At 62.3% G+C, this 18,471-nt stretch carries 17 protein-coding genes and 1 riboswitch; of the genes, 6 read left to right on the forward strand and 11 right to left on the reverse strand.

What is annotated here, in order from left to right:
- Positions 1-45: 45 nt before the first annotated feature.
- From ABI796_RS17600 to ABI796_RS17610, 3 genes are read right to left on the reverse strand one after another with little or no spacing between them, the layout of a single operon-like run.
- On the reverse strand, positions 46-840 hold the full coding sequence (locus tag ABI796_RS17600; protein ID WP_141280493.1) for an energy-coupling factor transporter transmembrane protein EcfT: 795 nt from the start codon (positions 838-840) through the stop codon (positions 46-48).
- Positions 837-2,420: an ABC transporter ATP-binding protein gene (locus ABI796_RS17605; protein ID WP_141280492.1), complete on the reverse strand. Its 1,584-nt coding sequence runs from the start codon at positions 2,418-2,420 to the stop codon at positions 837-839. Before ABI796_RS17605 ends, ABI796_RS17600 begins: the two co-directional genes overlap by 4 nt.
- Complete coding sequence (locus tag ABI796_RS17610; protein ID WP_141280490.1) at positions 2,420-3,040, reverse strand: ECF transporter S component; 621 nt, start codon at positions 3,038-3,040, stop codon at positions 2,420-2,422. The genes ABI796_RS17605 and ABI796_RS17610 overlap by 1 nt, the downstream gene beginning before the upstream one ends.
- A 75-nt stretch (positions 3,041-3,115) precedes the next feature.
- Positions 3,116-3,252: riboswitch (TPP riboswitch) on the reverse strand.
- Between the two features lie 515 nt (positions 3,253-3,767).
- On the opposite strand from ABI796_RS17610, the gene ABI796_RS17615 reads away from it, so the two are divergent.
- On the forward strand, positions 3,768-4,445 hold the full coding sequence (locus tag ABI796_RS17615; protein ID WP_141284994.1) for an NUDIX hydrolase: 678 nt from the start codon (positions 3,768-3,770) through the stop codon (positions 4,443-4,445).
- A gap of 36 nt (positions 4,446-4,481) precedes the next feature.
- Entirely contained in the window at positions 4,482-4,742 is a 261-nt protein-coding gene (locus ABI796_RS17620; protein ID WP_141284992.1) for a DUF4235 domain-containing protein, read from the forward strand.
- 67 nt (positions 4,743-4,809) lie between these two features.
- Here ABI796_RS17620 and mnhG read toward each other — a convergent pair whose 3' ends face one another.
- From mnhG to ABI796_RS17650, 6 genes are read right to left on the reverse strand one after another with little or no spacing between them, the layout of a single operon-like run.
- Entirely contained in the window at positions 4,810-5,202 is a 393-nt protein-coding gene (gene mnhG / locus ABI796_RS17625; RefSeq protein WP_141284990.1) for a monovalent cation/H(+) antiporter subunit G, read from the reverse strand.
- Positions 5,192-5,470, reverse strand: coding sequence for a monovalent cation/H+ antiporter complex subunit F (locus tag ABI796_RS17630; RefSeq protein WP_141284988.1), 279 nt, complete (start codon positions 5,468-5,470; stop codon positions 5,192-5,194). The genes mnhG and ABI796_RS17630 overlap by 11 nt, the downstream gene beginning before the upstream one ends.
- A complete protein-coding gene (locus tag ABI796_RS17635) occupies positions 5,467-6,033 on the reverse strand; it encodes a Na+/H+ antiporter subunit E (protein WP_141284986.1) in 567 nt (188 codons plus the stop codon). The genes ABI796_RS17630 and ABI796_RS17635 overlap by 4 nt, the downstream gene beginning before the upstream one ends.
- Positions 6,030-7,643, reverse strand: coding sequence for a Na+/H+ antiporter subunit D (locus tag ABI796_RS17640; protein ID WP_141284984.1), 1,614 nt, complete (start codon positions 7,641-7,643; stop codon positions 6,030-6,032). The genes ABI796_RS17635 and ABI796_RS17640 overlap by 4 nt, the downstream gene beginning before the upstream one ends.
- Positions 7,640-8,140, reverse strand: a complete 501-nt coding sequence (locus ABI796_RS17645; RefSeq protein ID WP_141284982.1) for a Na(+)/H(+) antiporter subunit C — start codon at positions 8,138-8,140, stop codon at positions 7,640-7,642. The genes ABI796_RS17640 and ABI796_RS17645 overlap by 4 nt, the downstream gene beginning before the upstream one ends.
- Positions 8,137-11,154 (reverse strand): Na+/H+ antiporter subunit A, encoded by a 3,018-nt coding sequence (locus tag ABI796_RS17650; protein ID WP_141284980.1) that lies wholly within the window; start codon positions 11,152-11,154, stop codon positions 8,137-8,139. Before ABI796_RS17650 ends, ABI796_RS17645 begins: the two co-directional genes overlap by 4 nt.
- Positions 11,155-11,357: 203 nt before the next feature.
- Here ABI796_RS17650 and ABI796_RS17655 point away from each other — a divergent pair, with 203 nt between their 5' ends.
- The 3 genes from ABI796_RS17655 to ABI796_RS17665 all read left to right on the forward strand — a co-directional run bounded on the left by ABI796_RS17655 (position 11,358) and on the right by ABI796_RS17665 (position 14,513).
- On the forward strand, positions 11,358-12,761 hold the full coding sequence (locus ABI796_RS17655) for an MFS transporter (RefSeq protein WP_141284978.1): 1,404 nt from the start codon (positions 11,358-11,360) through the stop codon (positions 12,759-12,761).
- 64 nt (positions 12,762-12,825) lie between these two features.
- On the forward strand, positions 12,826-13,308 hold the full coding sequence (locus tag ABI796_RS17660) for a cation:proton antiporter regulatory subunit (protein ID WP_141284976.1): 483 nt from the start codon (positions 12,826-12,828) through the stop codon (positions 13,306-13,308).
- A gap of 5 nt (positions 13,309-13,313) precedes the next feature.
- The gene (locus tag ABI796_RS17665) at positions 13,314-14,513 is read left to right on the forward strand and encodes a cation:proton antiporter (RefSeq protein WP_141284974.1); all 1,200 of its coding nucleotides are present in this window, start codon (positions 13,314-13,316) and stop codon (positions 14,511-14,513) included.
- A gap of 65 nt (positions 14,514-14,578) precedes the next feature.
- Here the strand turns inward: ABI796_RS17665 and ABI796_RS17670 are convergent, their stop codons facing one another.
- Together ABI796_RS17670 and dcd are read right to left on the reverse strand one after the other, a co-directional pair.
- Entirely contained in the window at positions 14,579-15,184 is a 606-nt protein-coding gene (locus ABI796_RS17670; RefSeq protein WP_246095853.1) for an endonuclease domain-containing protein, read from the reverse strand.
- Positions 15,185-15,769: 585 nt separating this feature from the next.
- Positions 15,770-16,345, reverse strand: coding sequence for a dCTP deaminase (gene dcd / locus ABI796_RS17675; RefSeq protein ID WP_011776299.1), 576 nt, complete (start codon positions 16,343-16,345; stop codon positions 15,770-15,772).
- Positions 16,346-16,454: 109 nt separating this feature from the next.
- Between dcd and ABI796_RS17680 the strand changes: the two genes are divergently transcribed.
- Positions 16,455-18,467 carry a CAP domain-containing protein gene (locus ABI796_RS17680; RefSeq protein ID WP_246095852.1) on the forward strand — a complete coding sequence of 671 codons (2,013 nt, stop codon included), beginning with the start codon at positions 16,455-16,457 and terminating at the stop codon, positions 18,465-18,467.
- Positions 18,468-18,471: the final 4 nt, after the last annotated feature.

The raw sequence follows: 18,471 nt of genomic DNA on the forward strand, positions 1-18,471 counted from the left end.
GCCGGCGGCACGCTGGCGCCGGGGCACACCGCGCTGCATGAAGCCTTAGCGCCAGACGAAGCTCCAGGTTCCCGCCCCTACGGCCGTCAGCACTGCGCCCGCTGCGATGACCGCTCCGCCCAGGAGCACCCACGCATCCAGCATTGAGTACGTGGATTCACGGGCCCAAGTCCTTTGTCCGCCGCCGAAACCGCGCGCTTCCATGGTCACTGCCAGCCGGGAAGCCCTCCTAACCGCCTGAACCAGGAGACCGAAGCTCTGGCCGAGGGTTGCTTTGATCCGTTGGAACGGGGTTCCCCGGGAACCCACCCCACGGGCGCGTCGGGCCATGCCGATTGTCTGCCATTCCTCAGCCATGAGCCCCACCAGCCTCATCGCAGCGAGGGAGCCCAGCACAAAGCGATGCGGCAGCTTTGCCTTCTGTGCCAAAGCATCAGCCAAGTCGGTGGGATCCGTGCAGGTCATGAGCAGAATCGCGGGCAGGGCGATCGCCAAGCCGCGCAGCATGAAACCCAGCCCCAGCTCAAGGGAACCTTCGCTGATGGACCAGAGTCCGACGTCGAGCACTACAGCCCCGCTGTCCGCCGCAACTATTGCGGTGCTCCAGCCGCCAATGGCTGCCGCGATGATCAGAGGCCACGCGCGCTGCCACAAGAGCCTCAGGGTGAGCCCTGCCAACGGAAAGATCGCAAGTTCGGCAAGGAGCGCCGTGGAAGCCGATACCCAGTCGATGGATAAGGCCAGCACCAGGGAAATCAGGAAGACTGACACGAACTTGGCCAACGGATTGGCCTTGGTCAGGAGTGCATGGTTTCCGCGCAGATTCACAGCGTCCCTCATGCTGCACCCGCTTCCTGATGCGTTGCTTCACCCTGTTGGACCGGGCCCATCTGCAACTCGGTTCCACCCAGAACAGCACTGAACTCCTGGTCGTGGGTCACCGATACCACCGCGGTTCCGGCGTCCAGCAACTCTGAAAGGAACGACGCCAACTCTGCCCAGGTATTGGCATCCTGACCGAACGTGGGCTCGTCCAGGACAAGCACTTTCGGATGGGCCGCGAGGACCGTGGCCACCGAAAGCCGCCGCTTCTCACCACCGGACAAGGTGTACGGGTTGGCATCCACCAGATGTGTCAGCCGCAGGCGCTCCAGCAGTTCGTCCACACGGTCCTCGCCATGGCCCAGATGCTTGGGACCGAACATGAGCTCATCCATGACGTTCCCTGTAACAAACTGGTGCTCAGGTTCCTGAAACACCGTGCCGATTCGGGAGATAAGCTGCTCGGCTTTCCATTTGTACGGGTCAATACCGGCGCCCTCGGAAAGCTCGACGGCGGCACTGACCTTGCCGTCCACCGGTGCCAGAAGGCCGGCCAACGTGAGCGCGAAAGTGGACTTGCCGGCACCGTTCGGCCCCGTGATGGTCAACGCCTGGCCAGCCCTGACCTGTGCCGTGATGCCCGTTTGAACCGGCACCGGCGGGACGGTCTTGAAGCCTTTGCGTCGTGGCTTTTCCCGGGAAACCGCCAGGTCCTGTGCCGCGAGGAGGAGCTGGGCGGAAGGGGGTTCATTCCGGCGTTGCCGGGTTGCCGGGACGTACCCCGGCACCCAGACGCCAGCAGAGATCAGCATGGTGCGGGCTTCTGATAGAACTTGATCCGGCGGCCCGTCCAAGAGGACACCGCCGTTTGCCACGCTGCCCGTTCCCGCCGCATTTGCGGAGCCTGGCTGCAGGACCACGATCCTGTCCACCAGGTCCTTCCACACGGACACGCGGTGTTCCACCACAACCAGTGTGGCGCCGGTCTTATCCAGACACCTGCCAACGGCGTCGCGGACCTCCAATACCCCGGCCGGATCCAGGTTGGCCGTTGGTTCGTCCAGCAGGATCAGCCCGGGTCGCATCGCCAAAATACCTGCCAGCGCAAGGCGCTGCTTCTGGCCACCGGAGAGTGCCGCCGTCGGGTGATCCAACGCCAAACCGCCGCCTGCAGCGGTACGCAACCCTACGTCGTCGAGCGCTTCATGGACGCGCTCCCAGATCTCCTCCCGCGGGACGGCAAGGTTTTCTGCGCCAAAGGCAACATCGTCCCCCACCCTGGACAGGACCACCTGCGTTTCCGGGTCCTGCTGCATCAGCCCGGCGCGGCCTCGCTGCTCACGGGGAGCAACGCCGTCGATCAGCAGGGAGCCGGTCTCATCCGAGTCGTCTTCCTCGTCCCCCAGCACACCCGCGAGGGCATGCAGGAGCGTGGATTTGCCGGCACCGGAAGGACCCAGGAGCAGCACACGTTCCCCCGGTTCAATCCGGAGATCGAGGCCCTGAACGGCAGCCTGGGCCCGGCCGGCATGCCGCCACCCCCAGCCCTCAGCTGTGATGGCAGCAGGCCGCACCGTGCCGCTATGCGTGGCGGACATCAGCTGAAAACGGGCTCCGAAGCGGCCTTACGTGAGGCAAAGGAGCTCAGCACGCCGGTCTTGGCAAGGCCTCGGGTCGCAACCCAGGAGAGCGCGCCGGCGATGATCGCACCGGAAATCGTGGTGAAGGTGATGTACGCCAACTTGTCCACGGCTTCGTAGGCGATGTTCCAGCCCCACGGCAGGAAGGAATCGTTCAAACCGCAGAAGAGGCCTGCGCCGGCGCCCGCGAGGAGCGCTGTGGGCAGGTTGAACTTCCTGTACCGGAAAGCGGCGAAGATCAGCTCGGCGCCCAGGCCCTGCAGAACGCCGGAAATGAGAACCGTGGTGCCGTATTGCGAGCCCATGATGAGTTCGCCCGTGGCTGCCACAGCTTCGCAGAACAAGGCCGCGCCCGGCTTGCGGATGATGAGCATTCCAAGAACAGCGGGGATCATCCAGCCGCCGGCGATCAGGCCGGTGAGCGGCGGATACGTCGCGTTCATGGGGATGGAAACCAAGGCCGCGCCCTGGGACCATGCCCAGAAAATCACGCCGCCCGCAATGGCGATCAAGGCCGCCACAACAATGTCTACAACACGCCAGTTATAACTGGCCTTCTTCACGTTTACCGTGGTCATTTTTCTGCCTCCTGAGGTTACAGGAGGGGAAAGTGCTCCCCGGAACCCGTTGGCCTTCGCCGTCCGGATCCGGACACTCTGAGAAGCTCGACTCCCTTGCGCCGGTACTAACCGGATCAGGTTCGAGGGTCTGCGGCTGTCCGCACTCTCAGCGCCCTCGCGTCTTCTGCATCTCTGCAGAGTCCGACGGCGGCGCTCCCCTGTCGTTATCAAATCTGCCCTGATGGGCTGGTTCAGTTTACACCTGCGGGTGTTGCGGGTGCTGATTGATTGCCGGGGGCCGGTCACAATCGGACGTGCCGGGGGCTGCGGGGTGCGTTGCGAGGCCCACTCTGCGCCCTTCCCCTACGTTTTGGCACGCACACCAGGCCCCACAACGGCTGCGGGGTGCGTTGCGAGGCCCACTCTGCGCCCCAAACCCACGTTTTGGCACGCACACCAGGCCCCACAACGAGAACGGGGTGCGTTGCGAGGCCCACTCTGCGCCCCAAACCCACGTTTTGGCACGCACACCAGGCCCCACAACGAGGACGCGGTGCGTTGCGAGGCCCACTCTGCGCCCTTCCCCTACGTTTTGGCACGCACACCAGGCCCCACAACGAGCACGAGGTGCGTTGCGAGGCCCACTCTGCGCCCTATCCCCGCGTCCTGACACGCACACCAGGCCCCACAACGGGACCTGAGAGAATGAACCAGCAGACTTCACCGCGGCAAAGGGGCACATTTCATGACCGACCTTCCCACTACTGACGGCACTGCGCCCCAACCGCGTTTGGCCGCGAGCGTCATCCTGCTCCGTGATGCGACGGGCGGGCTCGAAGCCTTCGTCCAGCACAGGGTCAGCACCATGGATTTCGCTGCCGGCATGGTGGTCTTCCCCGGCGGACGTGTGGATCCCGCCGATGCTTCCGGGTGGGATTACTCCGAGGAACTGCTCCAACGTCACGCAGCCGACTGGAACCAGAGCTCCATCAGCGCGGAGCCGGCCGAAGCAACCAGAAACGCCGGGACAGTACTCACTGCAGCAATACGCGAGGTTCAGGAGGAGGCCGGCCTGAACATCAAGGCGGAGCAGCTCCGCCCGTGGGCCAACTGGATCACCCCCACAGACATGCCCAAGCGATTCGACACCTACTTTTACGTTGCCAAGCCCTCCCCCGGTGCCGAACCCCAGCATCAAACCACCGAGGCCTGGCAATCACTGTGGATGCCTGTGGCGGAAATTCTTGCAGCGGAAGCGGCCGGCACCCTGAAGCTGATGCCACCCACGTATTACCTGCTCAAGGAAATCGCCGGGTTCCGAACAGTGGACCAAGTGTGGTCTGCCGATCACCAGGTTGTTCCGGTACTGGCTCCGGTTGGTTCAATGGCCGCTTTCCTCAAGGAACGGGAAAACCGCCGCTGACACTTGGGAGGGGCCGCAGACGGCTAGGCTGGGGGCATGAACCTCTTCTTCAAGCTGATCGGTGCCGGAGTGAGCCTCGGAGCAGGCTTCGTGGGCACCAAACTCGTGAACAAAGGCTGGGAAAAGGCCACCGGCAACAAGCCACCCCTGGGTAATGACGACATGGAGGCCAGCCTGCGTTCGGCCTTGACCTTTGCGTTGATCTCCGCCTTCGTCAGCACGCTCATCCAGGTTCTGGCGAGCCGGGGCACGCAACGTGCCATCGCGCGCTTCGCCAAAAGCCACGACATCGTCTAGGCCTACTTAAGACAACAGCGACGAGGTCATCCTCCCGGGTGACCTCGTCGCTGTGTTGACTCGTCAGTTAGTTGCTGTTCCCGGGTTCCTGGCCGGCAGCAGCCCTTTGGACCACGGCCTCCAGTTCATCCTTGGTGAGCTTTTCGCGGTGACCATGCTTGGTTCTGTATGCAGAGCGGCCCACCATGTGGGCGGACACGGGGGCCGTGAGGAGCTGGAAAATCCACGCCACCAGCAGAACCGGCCACACCCACCAGGTCCGCATCTGGAGTCCGATTGCAGCCAGCATGAGGAACAGCCCCAGGACCTGCGGTTTAGTGGCTGCGTGCATGCGGCTCATGAGGTCCGGGAATCTCAGCAGTCCGATGGCGGCGCCAAGGGACATCAGGGCTCCCACTATGAGGAACACAGCGGTGACAACATCGATCACGGCGTCAAGGCCGGTGGCTTCAGGACTCATTGCTCTGTTCCCTCCGCTCGGCCACGAATCGGGCAACCGTCACCGAGCCGATAAACCCGATGACGGCCAGCGCTACCAGCAGCATCAGGTTGTTAAGGTGCTTGTTCATGGCCATGTCGATTGCCAGAGCAGCACCGAGGATTGCCAGCAAGACATCCGATGCCAGAACGCGGTCAAGGAGCGACGGACCGATGGCGATTCGGATGATCGCACCCGCGGCGGCGAGGCTGAGGATCACGGCGGTAACCACCAGGATTACTTCTTTCACAGCGCTGCCCCTTCCAGCCCGGGCCGTTGCTCAGCTTTGAGAGCCTCGACTTCTTCACGCGTGCCCATAATGCGGATCAGTCCTGCTTCAATGGCTTGGGTTTCCTGACGGATCTTGTCAATATCCGCCTCTTCGTAAATGTTCAGGGCGTGCAGGTACAACGTGGACGTGGAGCGGTCCACCTCCACCACCAAGGACCCCGGGATCAGCGAGATCACGTGGCCGGTAGCGGTGACCATGAGATCGGAATGACTCCGCAACGGAACGGCGACGACGGCGCTGCGAACCTTGGGGCCCTTGGCTACAGCCAGGTACAGCACCAGGAAGCTCGCTGCCACTACTTTGGCCAGGAACATCAGCGCGAAGGGTATGGCGCGCAGGACGTTGAACCTGCCGCTGAGCTCTACGGGCGGAAGGTAGAAGAACTTAGCCACCAAGACGGCAATCAGGGCACCGAACAGGAGGTTGCCCGGGCTGAAGTCCCGCCACAGCGCACCCCACACAATGACCAACCAAATGAGCAGCGGCAGTTCGGTGCGGAATGAGATCGGTTTACGGCTCATTTGGCATCACCGGTCCGCGCATCTTCCGTTGCAGGTTGATCCTGTTGTTTCTCCTCGGGCTGTGCCACTGGCGGCACAACAACGGAATCTCCCAGGACCGAGTGAATGAAAGCGGAACGGTCCAACATGATTTCGGCCGAGCCGTCAGCAACCTTGAACAGTGGGCCAGCGAACACCGTCAGTGCAACGCCGAACACCACCAGTCCAGCCGTGGATCCGACCATGGTCCGGGGAAGTACTCCTACGTTCCCGGGAGTTTTCAGTACGGGGTCCGGATACTCGGCGTCTTCGGGCTTGCGCCAGAAGGCCCTGTTCCAAACCCGGGCGATAGCCAGCAGGGTCAGCAGGCTGGTCACAACGCCACCTACAACAAGTGTTATTGCCAGCGGAGTGCCCAGCTCCACACCTGCTTGCAGCAGCCCAAGTTTGCCAAGGAAACCGGAGAACGGTGGAATGCCCGCCAGGTTCATCGCGGGAACAAAGAACAGCAATGCCAGCAACGGCGAGAGCTTGGCCAAACCGCCCAAACGGTCAATGGAGGAGCTTCCACCACGCCGCTCTATGAGGCCGGTAACCAGGAACAGGCTGGTTTGGACGGTGATGTGGTGGGCAACGTAGAAGACTGCGGCGCCCAGACCAGCTACGGAGCTCATGGCCAGTCCAAACACCATGTAGCCGATGTGGCTTACCAAGGTAAAGGACAGGAGACGTTTGATGTCGCTCTGGGCCAAGGCGCCCAGAATTCCCACAATCATGGTCAGTAGCGCCACCACCATCAGCGGGACGTTGAGAGTGTCCCCCGGGAAGAGGAGCGTTTCTGTGCGGACCAGGGCGTAGACGCCCACTTTGGTCAGCAAGCCGGCGAACACGGCGGTCACTGGAGCGGGGGCGGTGGGATACGAGTCCGGAAGCCAGAAGGACAAGGGGAACACGGCGGCCTTGATCCCGAACGCTACCAACAGCATCACGTGCAGAAGGTTCTGGGTGCCTTGATCCAGTTCAGCCAACTTGATGGCCAGGTCCGCCATGGTGATGGTTCCGGTGGCCCCGTAGATCATGGCAATCGCTATGAGGAACAGCACTGAGGAGACCACGGAAACCACCACGTAGGTGACTCCGGCACGGATCCGTGGCCCCGTTCCGCCGAGCGTCATCAACACGTAGCTCGCGGTCAGCAGGATTTCGAAACCGACGTAGAGGTTGAAAAGGTCGCCGGTCAAGAACGCGTTGGAGACACCCGCGACCAGGATCAGGTAGGTGGGGTGGAAGATCGAGACAGGGGCTTCCTGGTCGCCGTCGGCCATACCCTGCCCGGTTGCGTAGATCAACACCGCAAGGCTCACCACGGTGGAGACCACCAGCATGAGCGAGGAGAACTGGTCCACCACAAGGACCACACCCCACGGCGGCAACCAGCCGCCCAAAGTGACCGAGGTGGTCCCTCCGTCCCAAACGGAGACCAGGAGCAGGCATTCGAGCAGGAGGGTTGCACTGAGAATGACAATGCTGACCACCCGTTGGGCGCTGTGGTGGCGGATCAGCAGGAACGCCAGGGCAGCGCCCAGGATTGGCAGGAGGACAGCTAGCGGCGACAGGTTTGCGAGGTTCACGCGCTGCCTCCTTCCCGGGTTGGTGCCGTGTTGGGGGTCTCTGTGGCATCGGGTTTATCGCGATCCGCCGGGCTTGCCGGGGTGACTGCGAATTCCGAGGTTTCCAGCGGAACAATGGCGTCGTCTTCGGCATCGAAGCTCGGGGTCTTGGCCACGCGTACGTCTTCGAGGTCATCCTGGATCTCGTCCTGGCGGGCCAGGACCCACGTGCGGTAGATGATCCCCAGCATGAAGGCCGTCACCGCGAAGGAAATGACGATCGACGTCAGGATCAGCGCCTGGGGCAGGGGATCGTTGTAGGTCTCCGGGTCCGTTTCCTTGCTGAACAGCGGTGCCAGGCCGGCATAACCTCCGGTGCTCAGGATCAAGATGTTGGTGGCGTTGGCCAGCAACATCAAACCCAACAACACACGCGTCAAGCTGCGTTCAAGGATCAGGTAGATGCCGCAGGCGTACAGGACGCCCATGACGATCAACAAGGTCAGGTTGATGCTCATGAGTTACCCTTCCCGAGCGCAGCGGACTCGGCGGCTTCGTGGGCAAGTTCCGGATGCTCGGCGGCATCTTCCTCCGCAAGCGGGGCGCCCTTACCTTCAAAGTGCTCGTCAATTTCGGCACCGAGACTGCGGAGGACGTCCAGCGCCAACCCCACCACCACGATGTACACACCGATGTCGAAAATGGTGGACGTGACAAACTTGACGTCGCCAAAGACGGGCAGCCAGAACTCGATGATCGCGCTTTGGAATACCTGACCGCCAAGGAAGAGCGGAACCACTCCTGACGCCGCCGCCGTTGCAAGCCCGGTCCCCAGCAGCGTGCCCGCACTGATGGTGGCTGCCTCGCTCAACTCGAAGCGGCCTCCGGCAAGATAGCGAATGGTAAGGGCCAGGCCGGCAGTGAGGCCTCCTGCGAATCCCCCACCTGGCAGGTTATGGCCGGCCAGGAGGAGGTAGATGGAGAAGACGATCATCGAGTGGAAGATCAGCCTGGTCACCACTTCGAAAATGATGGAGCGGCGCTCGGGCGCGAGTGTTCGTCCGGCCACCAGCCACGCGTCACGGGTGACGTCAGTGAACTTTTTGGCAACAGCCAGCGTGGCGCCGTCGTGCGAATCGCGGTCGACGCCGGTGCGGCGCCCCACGCTGCCTTCCGGCACAGCCTCCGAAGTCTTGATGCGATCGCCGCGGCTGCGGACGAATATCAAGCTGGCGACACCCGTGGCCGCAATGGCCAGCACGGAAATCTCGCCAAAGGTATCCCAGGCGCGGATATCCACGAGGGTCACGTTGACCACGTTCAGACCACCGCCGCCTTCATAGGCCAAGCGGGGGAAATCAAGGGAAATGGGAGTGGCTACGCGTGCGCCCATGGCGTAGATCGCCACAAAGATCATGGTGATACCGAACGCCGCCCCGATGATCACCCGGATCACCCTGAGCCGACCTCCGGTCCTGTCCCTGAGCTCTGCGGGCAGACTGCGCATGGCCAGCACAAACGCCACCAGCACAATGGTTTCCACCAGCATCTGGGTGAGGGCAAGATCCGGCGCACCCTGCAGAGCGAACATCAGGGCAATGCCATAGCCGGTGACGGACACCATCAGAACGGCGAGGAAACGCTTGTTGGCACGGACTGCGGCCAAGGCACCCACCACGATTCCGGCTCCAGCCACCAACTGCAACGGGGAGTTCGGGTCAATGACGTAGATACCGTCCGGCAGTGGCTTGTTGGCCATGATCAAGGCGGTCGCCGGCACAGCGAACGCGACCGTCAGAATGACTGCCAGGTAGAAGTACAGCGAACCACGCTGGGTGCGGCCCGTGACCCAAACCGCTACATCGTCCAAGGCGCCGATGGTGTTCTGGTAGGCGCGGTCGCCGTCCACCCAGTCAGGGACCAAGCTTTGGGCCCGGGAGACGAGGTTGCGTCCATAGAACATCGCAGCGCCGGCCGCAAAAGTTATTGCTGTCAGCCCCAGCGCAGGGGTGATGCCGTGCCACAAAGCCAGGTGTCCGGCGTCGACGGCGTCCGGGCCGTCAGCGAACAGCGCCGCGTAAGGCTGGATCCAGGTGTCGACGGGAACCGGCCATACGCCGTAGGCGATGGTCAGCAGGCTCAGGATGGCCGGGGCGGCAAGGAAGGCAGGCTTGATGGGTTTGAAAGGTGTGGGTTCCACGCCCGGCTTCACGGCAAACGCGCCCCACATGAAGCGAGCGCTGTAGGCGAAAGTGAGGATGGAACCGATGACAAGCCCGATCAGGATCCAGATGCCCCAGGCCGGAGCGTGATCGCCGGTGCCGTAGTGGACAAAAGCTTCGAAGACCGACTCCTTGGCCACAAATCCTGCCAGTGGCGGCACGCCTGCCATGGACGCTGCGGCAATACCGGCCACCACTCCGAGGGCCCGGGATGAACGGAAGACTCCGGACAGCTTGCGGATGTCGCGTGTACCGGATTGGTGGTCGATGATCCCCACCACCAGGAACAGTGCCGCCTTGAACAAGCCGTGGGCGAGCAGCAGGCCCAGCCCGGCCAAGGCAGCGTCCGGCTTACCCAGCCCCACCACCATGGTGAGGAAACCGAGTTGGCTGACGGTGCCATAAGCGAGGATGAGCTTGATGTCGGTTTGGCGAAGCGCCCGGTAGCCACCAACCAGCATGGTGGCCAGGCCCAGCCCGAGAACCACCGGCAGCCAGAATTCGGACGTCGAAAAACCCGGAGCCAGGCGCGCAACGATGTAGATGCCGGCCTTTACCATCGCCGCTGCATGCAAGTAAGCGCTGACGGGCGTGGGAGCGGCCATGGCGCCCGGGAGCCAGAAGTGGAACGGAACAAGCGCCGACTTGGTCACCGCACCGGAAAGGACAAGTACGACGGCGGCGGCCACCGCGCCTTGCATAGGTCCGCTCATGAGCGTCCCGGCTTGATCCAGGATTGCCGAAATCCGGTACGTTCCTGCAGCCTGACCCAGGATGATGAGGCCTACGAGCATGGCCAAACCACCAGCGGTGGTGACCATGAGCGCTTGGAGCGCCGAACGGCGGGCAGCCAACCGGGTGCGCGCATAGCCGATCAACAGATAGAACAGGATGGTGGTGAGCTCCCAGAAGATGAACAGCATCAGGAGGTCGTCGGAAGTCACCAAACCGAACATGGCTCCGGCAAAGGCCAGGAGTTGGGCTCCGAAACCGCCAAGGCCTGAGTCTTTGTTCTTGAAGTAACGGGCACAATAAACCAGGACCAGGGACCCAACGCCAAGGATCAGAAGTGACATGATCCAAGCCAATGGATCCATCCGGAAGGCGAGTTCGAGCTTTAGGGTGGGGATCCAAGGGAGAGTTTCTTCTATGCCTCCACCGGAATATACGGCGTCATACTGAAGGACCAGCCATATGAAAGCGCCTGCGGGAACCGCGGCGAGGGCGTAGAACGCGTTTCTTCCGAGTTTGCTGAAGATCAAGGGCGCCACAGTTGCCGCAACAAAGGTGATGGCGAGAACTGTGATCACTGTTTATCTCCGCAAAGTCAGGAACATGTTGTCAAAAGTTGGAGCAGGCGGTCATACGTTGGGTTCGGTTTACCTAGTTTATCAATGGGTTCGGACAGTTTTAGGCATGGGAACCCGAGTGCGCGCACGGCTTAAAGCCACGTTGTCCACATACGGGGCTGTCATGTGCCCACCGATATCCGCGCCGCTATAGCATTCAAGTTATGAACGCGGCCGCAGTTCCCGAAGCCTCCCACCCGACGTCCGAGCTTGCCTCAGGACCCGTTGCCTCCAAGAAGGCGCAGATACTGGCTTGGGCTTCCTGGGACTGGGGCTCGGCTGCCTTCCAAGCGGTGATGACCACCTTCGTTTTCACCGTCTATTTGACGTCCAACGCCTTCGGTGGAGAGGACGCCGCCTCGGCAGCCCTCGGGGCCGCTTTGGCCATTGCAGGTCTCGCCATTGCCTTGCTTGCCCCGGTCACCGGCCAGCGGTCAGACGCCGGAGGGCGCCGCAAGCTGTGGCTTGGCGTCAACACCGCTGCCACCGCTGTCCTCACCGCTCTATGCTTCTTTGTTTTCCCGCAACCTGAGTTTCTGCTCCTCGGAGTTTGCCTGATCGCCCTGGGCAACATCTTCTTCGAATTCGCCGGCGTGAACTACAACGCCATGCTCGCCCAGATCTCCACCCCCAAAAACATCGGCAGGGTCAGCGGCTTCGGATGGGCCATGGGGTACCTCGGAGGAATCGTGGCGCTTCTCCTGGTCCTGCAATTATTTGTTCAGCCCTCCTTTGACTGGTTCGGGTCGTCCACGCAGGACTCGCTGAATATCCGGCTCGTTGCCGTTTTCTCAGCACTATGGTTCTTCATCTTCGCCCTACCCGTCATGTTCGCCGTGCCGGAAGTGTCCGTGAAAAAAGACACCGCATCCTTGGGTTTTGCAGCCTCCTACAGGTTGCTGTTCCGCCGCATCAGGGCGATCTACAAAACCAGCCCCCACACCATCTACTTCCTGCTGTCCAGCGCTATCTTCCGCGACGGCCTGGCGGCCGTGTTTACCTTCGGCGGTGTCATCGCCGCCGGCACCTTCGGCTTCGAACTCAAGGACGTCATCTTCTTTGCGATCTTCGGCAACGTAGTAGCGGCCGTGGGGGCCATCATCGGCGGCTTCCTCGACGACAGAATCGGGCCCAAAGCCGTCATCATCATTTCCTTGATAGGCCTTTTGATCGCAGGCACCGCAATCCTGGTCCTCGGTAACGGTGACTACGTCATATTCGGAAATGCCTGGCCCGGAACCTCAACCTTCTGGGTCTTCGGCCTGTTGCTCTGCTTGTTCGTTGGACCAGCACAGTCCTCCTCCCGGGCCTATCTGGCAAGGCTTGCCCCCGCCGGGGAATCCGGTGAACTCTTCGGGCTCTACGCAACCACGGGCCGGGCAGTCAGCTTCCTCGCACCCACGCTTTTCACTTTGTGCATCACCATCGCCTCGCCATTGGTTGCAGAAGGTGAAGCTCAACGATGGGGCATCCTGGGAATCATGGTGGTGCTCCTTGCAGGCCTCCTGGTGATACTTCCCGTAAAACCACCGGCCAAGGTGGAAATAGCCGTGGTCCCGCAGCGTTAACTACATAGGACTGGTTGAGCATGAACGCCATACCGGACCTGAACAACAGAGTTAGGGTGGAGCTATGAACGTGGATGAGACTGAACTCCCGGGCCTCGGGATCCGCAAGGATTTCGTCACGGCCTCGGGCCGTCGCATCGGTGTGGTGGAACTTCGTGAGGGCGAGACGGAACTTTTTGTCTCCACCTGGGACGATCCCGACACCTGCCAGGCCTCCATCCCGTTGACAGCCGATGAAGCATCCACATTGGGGAACCTCCTCGGCGGCCAACACATTGCCATGCGCCTGGCCGAGGAACACCGTGAGATCCCGGGCATCGTCACCCGCCAGTTCTCCATCACCCCTGAATCACCCTTTGTGAACCAACCCATGGGTAAGGCGCAGATCCGAACCCGCAGCGGCGTGTCCATCGTGGCGATCATGCGCGAAGGTGAGGTGGTTCCGTCGCCGGCACCCGACGTCGTACTTCACACCGGTGATTTGCTCGTAGCGGTCGGCACACAGGAAGGTCTTGACTCGGCAGCCGACATCCTCCGCAACGGCTGACCGGAATGGATCCGCTCGCATTAGCCCTCGTTGAACTGGGGGCCGTCGTCTTCTGCCTCGGTCTCCTCGCTCGATTAGCGGGCCGAATAGGCATGTCCCCCATCCCTCTCTACTTGGTGGGGGGTTTGGCCTTCGGAGCCGGCGGGTTCGTCAAGCTCGATGGCATGCACGAGTTCGCCCATCTCTCAGGAGAGATCGGTGTGATCCTCCTGTTGTTGATGCTCGGACTGGAATATACGGCCTCAGAGCTCGTCACCGGCCTGCGCCGATCCTGGCAGGCCGGCGTCATGGATTTCGTCCTCAACTTCCTCCCGGGTGCCGGTTTAGCCGTGCTCCTGGGCTGGGGGCTTGTGGGCGCAATAGTGATGGGCGGCGTCACCTACATTTCGTCATCCGGCATCGCCGCCAAAGTGATCACCGACCTCGGCCGGATCGGTAACCGCGAAACTCCCGTGGTCCTTTCCATCCTGGTCTTCGAAGACCTCGCAATGGCCATCTACCTTCCCATCCTCACGGCCATCCTTGCCGGCGTGGGTTTCCTGGGCGGACTGCAGACTGTGGGAATTGCACTGGCCGTGGTCACTGTGGTGCTGGTCATCGCGCTCAAGCACGGGCACAGGGTCTCCCAAGCAGTCCATAGTGAGAACTCGGAAGTTTTCCTCCTCAATGTGCTCGGCCTGGCACTTCTGGTGGCCGGCATAGCGTCTGCCCTGCAGGTATCCGCCGCAGTGGGTGCGTTCATGCTGGGAATCGCCATCTCCGGGGCAACGGCCCACAACGCCACCAGGATCCTCGAGCCCTTGCGGGATCTCTTTGCTGCCATCTTCTTCGTGGCGTTCGGGCTCAACACGGACCCAACGTCCATTCCGCCCGTCCTCGGTTGGGCGCTGGTGCTGGCCGTCATCACCGCAGCAACCAAAATGCTCACCGGAATTTGGGCCGCCAAGCGTGCAGGTATCGCTGTGCCGGGCCGCTTCCGCGCAGGAGCGGCCTTGATCGCCCGTGGTGAATTCTCCATAGTCATTGCGGGGCTGGCCGTTGCTTCGGGCGCAGTGCCCGACGAACTCGCGGCACTCGCTACCGCCTACGTGCTCATCATGGCTATCCTGGGTCCGCTTGCGGCCCGCTTTGTGGAGCCGGTGGTCAAGGCCATCCGAAAGGCGCCGGGATCCCCACCGCGCACCCAAGAGCGTGCACCCGCGTAGCAAACACGATCCGGGCCAATCGAGGGCGGGATCTCAGCCCTAGGACACCCCCAAAGCGCCGAGAGCTAACCCCTCGATGCCCACCCACCACGGATAAGGGCTTCCTTGATGCGGCGGACAACTCCGTCGTAGCCTCGCTCCCGGACCTGCTCCGCCGTGATGACGATGGAGATCCAGCCGTTCGCCGCGAGCAGAGCCTCCCGTCGTATGTCGGATTCTTTCTGCGCTGCGCTGAGGTGATGGCCGCCGTCGTAATTGATCACGACTTTGAACGCCGGGAAGGCGAGGTCGGGCCACACCAGCTCGCGGCCGGATAAGTCGCACACCACGTAGCTCAGGATTGGCTCGGGCAGGAGAGCCCGGCCCATCGCGAGACGCACCTTGGTCTCAGGTACCGAATCTGCCCCTACCCGGGCCAGTTCCAATGCTTCGCGTGCCTTCCGAATACCTCGTGTGCCCACATGCCTTTCAACTTGGCTCCTCAAATCCTCCAGCGAGCAGAGGGGAATCCGGTTGTGTCCGAAGCTCCTGGTCTGGCTACAGATGAAATGGTCGGCTGCGGCGACCAAATCCTCGAACGGCAGCACTGCAGCAAGATCGAGCCAAGTCCGCGCGGCGCTGGTGACTGGAATGCCGTTAACGGAGCCGATGTCAGCCGATGTCAGGATCATCCGGTGCCCGCGGACTCCCCGGCGCTGGGGTCGAAACGTTCCGTCCGTACGGGTCAGATGTACTAAAAAATCCTGTTGCGCGTCCCGAGGCAAGGGACATCCCCATAGCATCGCGGCTGTTTCACGGCAGCAAACAGTTCCTTCGCTCACCTGCGCGAGGAGCCGGGCCGTGTGCGCAGGGTCCTGTTCGCGGCCCCACGGTACCCGGATCCCTCTGCTGGCAACGTGAAGGTCGCTGTTCCATGCCCTGTGGTCGGGCAGACCTGCGGCTCGTTGCTCTGCAAGCGAGAACGAACGGCCCTGGAGCTCGATCGGAAGCGGTGAAGGAATCCTCATCAGCCATTGTTGGCATGGATGGGGACGCCCCCAGAGGTTACCCACAGTGTGGAGGAGTAGTGGGGACGATTCGGGCCAATCGAGGGGCGGGATCTCAGCCCTAAGACACCCCCAAAGCCCCGAGAACTAACACCTCGGCAACAAGCACACAGGTGAGTTACGGCAGACTCAAATCGAGGGGCGGGATCTCAGCCCTAAGACACCCCCGAAGCGCCGAGAGCTAACCCCTCGGCGCCACCGGGGAAGAGGCTAGATGGACGTCCGGTGGAAATTCTGGTGGCTGCGGCTCGCGGTGGGTCCACGCTGGCCTTGGTAGCGGTTGCCGTATTCGCCCGAACCGTAGGGATGCTCCGCCGAGGACGTCAGGCGGAAGAAGCACAGCTGGCCGATCTTCATTCCGGGCCACAGCTTGATGGGCAACGTGGCCACGTTGGAAAGCTCCAGGGTCACGTGGCCCGAGAATCCGGGGTCAATGAAGCCGGCCGTAGAGTGAGTCAGCAGCCCGAGACGGCCCAAGGATGACTTCCCCTCAAGGCGTGCAGCGATGTCGTCTGCCAGGCTCACAGTCTCGTAGGTGGAGCCGAGCACGAATTCCCCGGGATGCAGAATGAACGGCTCGTCACCCTCAACTTCCACCAGACGGGTCAGCTCAGGCTGTTCCTCGGCGGGGTCAATGTGGGCGTATTTATGGTTGTCGAAGAGCCGGAAAAACCGGTCAATCCGCACGTCCACGGAAGACGGCTGAACCATCGCGGGGTCGTACGGTTCAAGAACAATCCGTTGGGAGTCTATTTCGGCACGAATATCGCGGTCAGAGATCAGCACAGCATCAAAAATACCCCATGCATTGTCCATGCCGCCCCATGGGACTATAGTTCCCGGACATGTAGAACCGCGCCCGTACTTGGGGGCAACGAGCATTCGCGGGGTAATTGTGAGAAAACTGGCTGCGCCTGCTGCCATTGTGCTGGCTTGCACCCTGGCGTTGGGGGTGGCGGCTTCCAGCCAGATTCTTCCCTCAACACAGACCATTCCCGGCCCCACTGCCACCCCGTCGGCCAACGCCCCGTCAGCGCTCACGGCACCGACGGAAACCTCGACGGCGGAGCCGGCACCTTCCGCTCCGCTCCCCGCAGCCGGCACGGCGTCCCAGCCCACCTTTGAGCCTGCACCGGATTCGGGGACTTCGGAACCCACACCGGATGCCTCAACGAGCGAGGGCTCAAACGGCGGACCTGTCGCAGTGGATCCCGTCTTTGAAACTCCTCCGCCCCTGCCCAGCATTGGTCCATCATGGGGTCCGGATAATCCCTCAGACCCAGGTGCCAGCGGACCACCCGCAACCGAACCAAATCCACAAACCACCGCCGGCTCGGTACCGAGCGAAGCTCCGCCGAGCGCCCCGGCCGCAGGACCGGACCCGTCGGACTCCCAGGACAACACAGGCTCCTCCACCGAACCGGCAGAGCCCACCATGCCTTCGTCTCCGGCACCAAGCGAACCCGCAGCAACCCAACCGGCACCATCCCAACCCGCACCATCCGAACCCGCAGCAAGCGAACCGGCGCCATCTGAACCCGTCACATCCCCACCACCCCCAACGGCCTCAGACCCAGCACCCGCCACGCCGTTCCCCGGAAAGACCCCCAGCGGCGACATCAACCCGGACAACGGCGCGCTGGCTCTCCTCCCCGACAGCAATACGGCAGCGATCCTGACAGTGTTCAACGCCATCAACAGCTACCGCGCATCCCTTGGCCTGGCGCCGGTGAAGTACCACGCAACGGTGGCTAGCCTGGCCCAGGACTGGTCCAACAACATCGCAACCCGTGAGGTGATCCAGCACCGCGCCAATTTCTGGACAGATCCCCGGGCGCTCAATCCGAACAACGGCGCGGGTGAGGTCATTGCCGTGCGTTGGGACCGGGACGCGGCGCAGCTTGTGGAGTGGTGGAAGGGCTCACCTGGCCATGACGCGCTTTTGCGTGATCCCCGGTTCAACGTCATGGGGATCGGTATTACGTACACGGACGGTAACTGGCAGACCACTCCCAATCGCTTCACTCTCTGGGGTGTGGTGAATTTCTTCGGCTACACGTCCCTGCCCGCGGGGACCACCACCAGCCCCGGAGGAACGGTTCCACCGCCAACGGACCCTGTGGCAGTCTGCGAGCCAGGCAGCAAGCACCAACCGCCCACCCTCAACCTGAGCGCGGCGTCGATCAGCAGCGCAGCAGATCTCGTCTCGATCGCCGGCGACGGTTCCGTGGTGGCGTACCCCTCATGGGGTGGCGGCCGGTACGGAGGCGGCAAGAGAATCGGGCTCGGGTTCACCGGTTTGAAGGATCTTTTCGTCACGGACTGGGACCGGGACGGGGTGTTTGATCTGATCTCCCAAAGGCTGGACGGTGCCCTCTTGTTGTATCCCGGTCTTCAGGGTGGGGGCTTTAAGGATCCAGTGGCACTGGGGCAGGGTTGGGGGACGCTGAACATTGCCGTGGGCACGTGGTGCGCCAATAACCGTCTTCCGCAAATAGTTGCCATGGACGCGGGCGGAAACCTGTACCTGTACAAGAACGCAGGCCCTGCCTACATTCGTTCGCAGGCAGCGATCGGCCCGGGTTTCCCTGCGATCAGGATCAGCATGGTGGATTACAACGCCGATGGCTTCCAGGACCTGCTCACCACGGAGGCCAACGGAACCCTCCGCCTGTACAGGGGCAGCGGTTTGGGCACGCCCAAGCAGGAATCCCGTCCGGTAGTGGGCGCGGAGTGGACGGACTACACGGGGTTGCGCGCGCTGCGTGGAGTGACGGGCGCCGATTCCACTGGCATCGCGGGACTGAACCGCAGCGGTTTTGTTGAGTATTGGGATCTCAATACCGGTCGGCTCACCACGCCGGTGACCATTGGCAACGGCTGGGGTGGGCTGAAGTTCGCCCAGTAGGAAG

The sequence above is a fragment of the Paenarthrobacter aurescens genome, assembly GCF_041549525.1.
Classification (GTDB): Bacteria; Actinomycetota; Actinomycetes; order Actinomycetales; family Micrococcaceae; genus Arthrobacter; species Arthrobacter aurescens.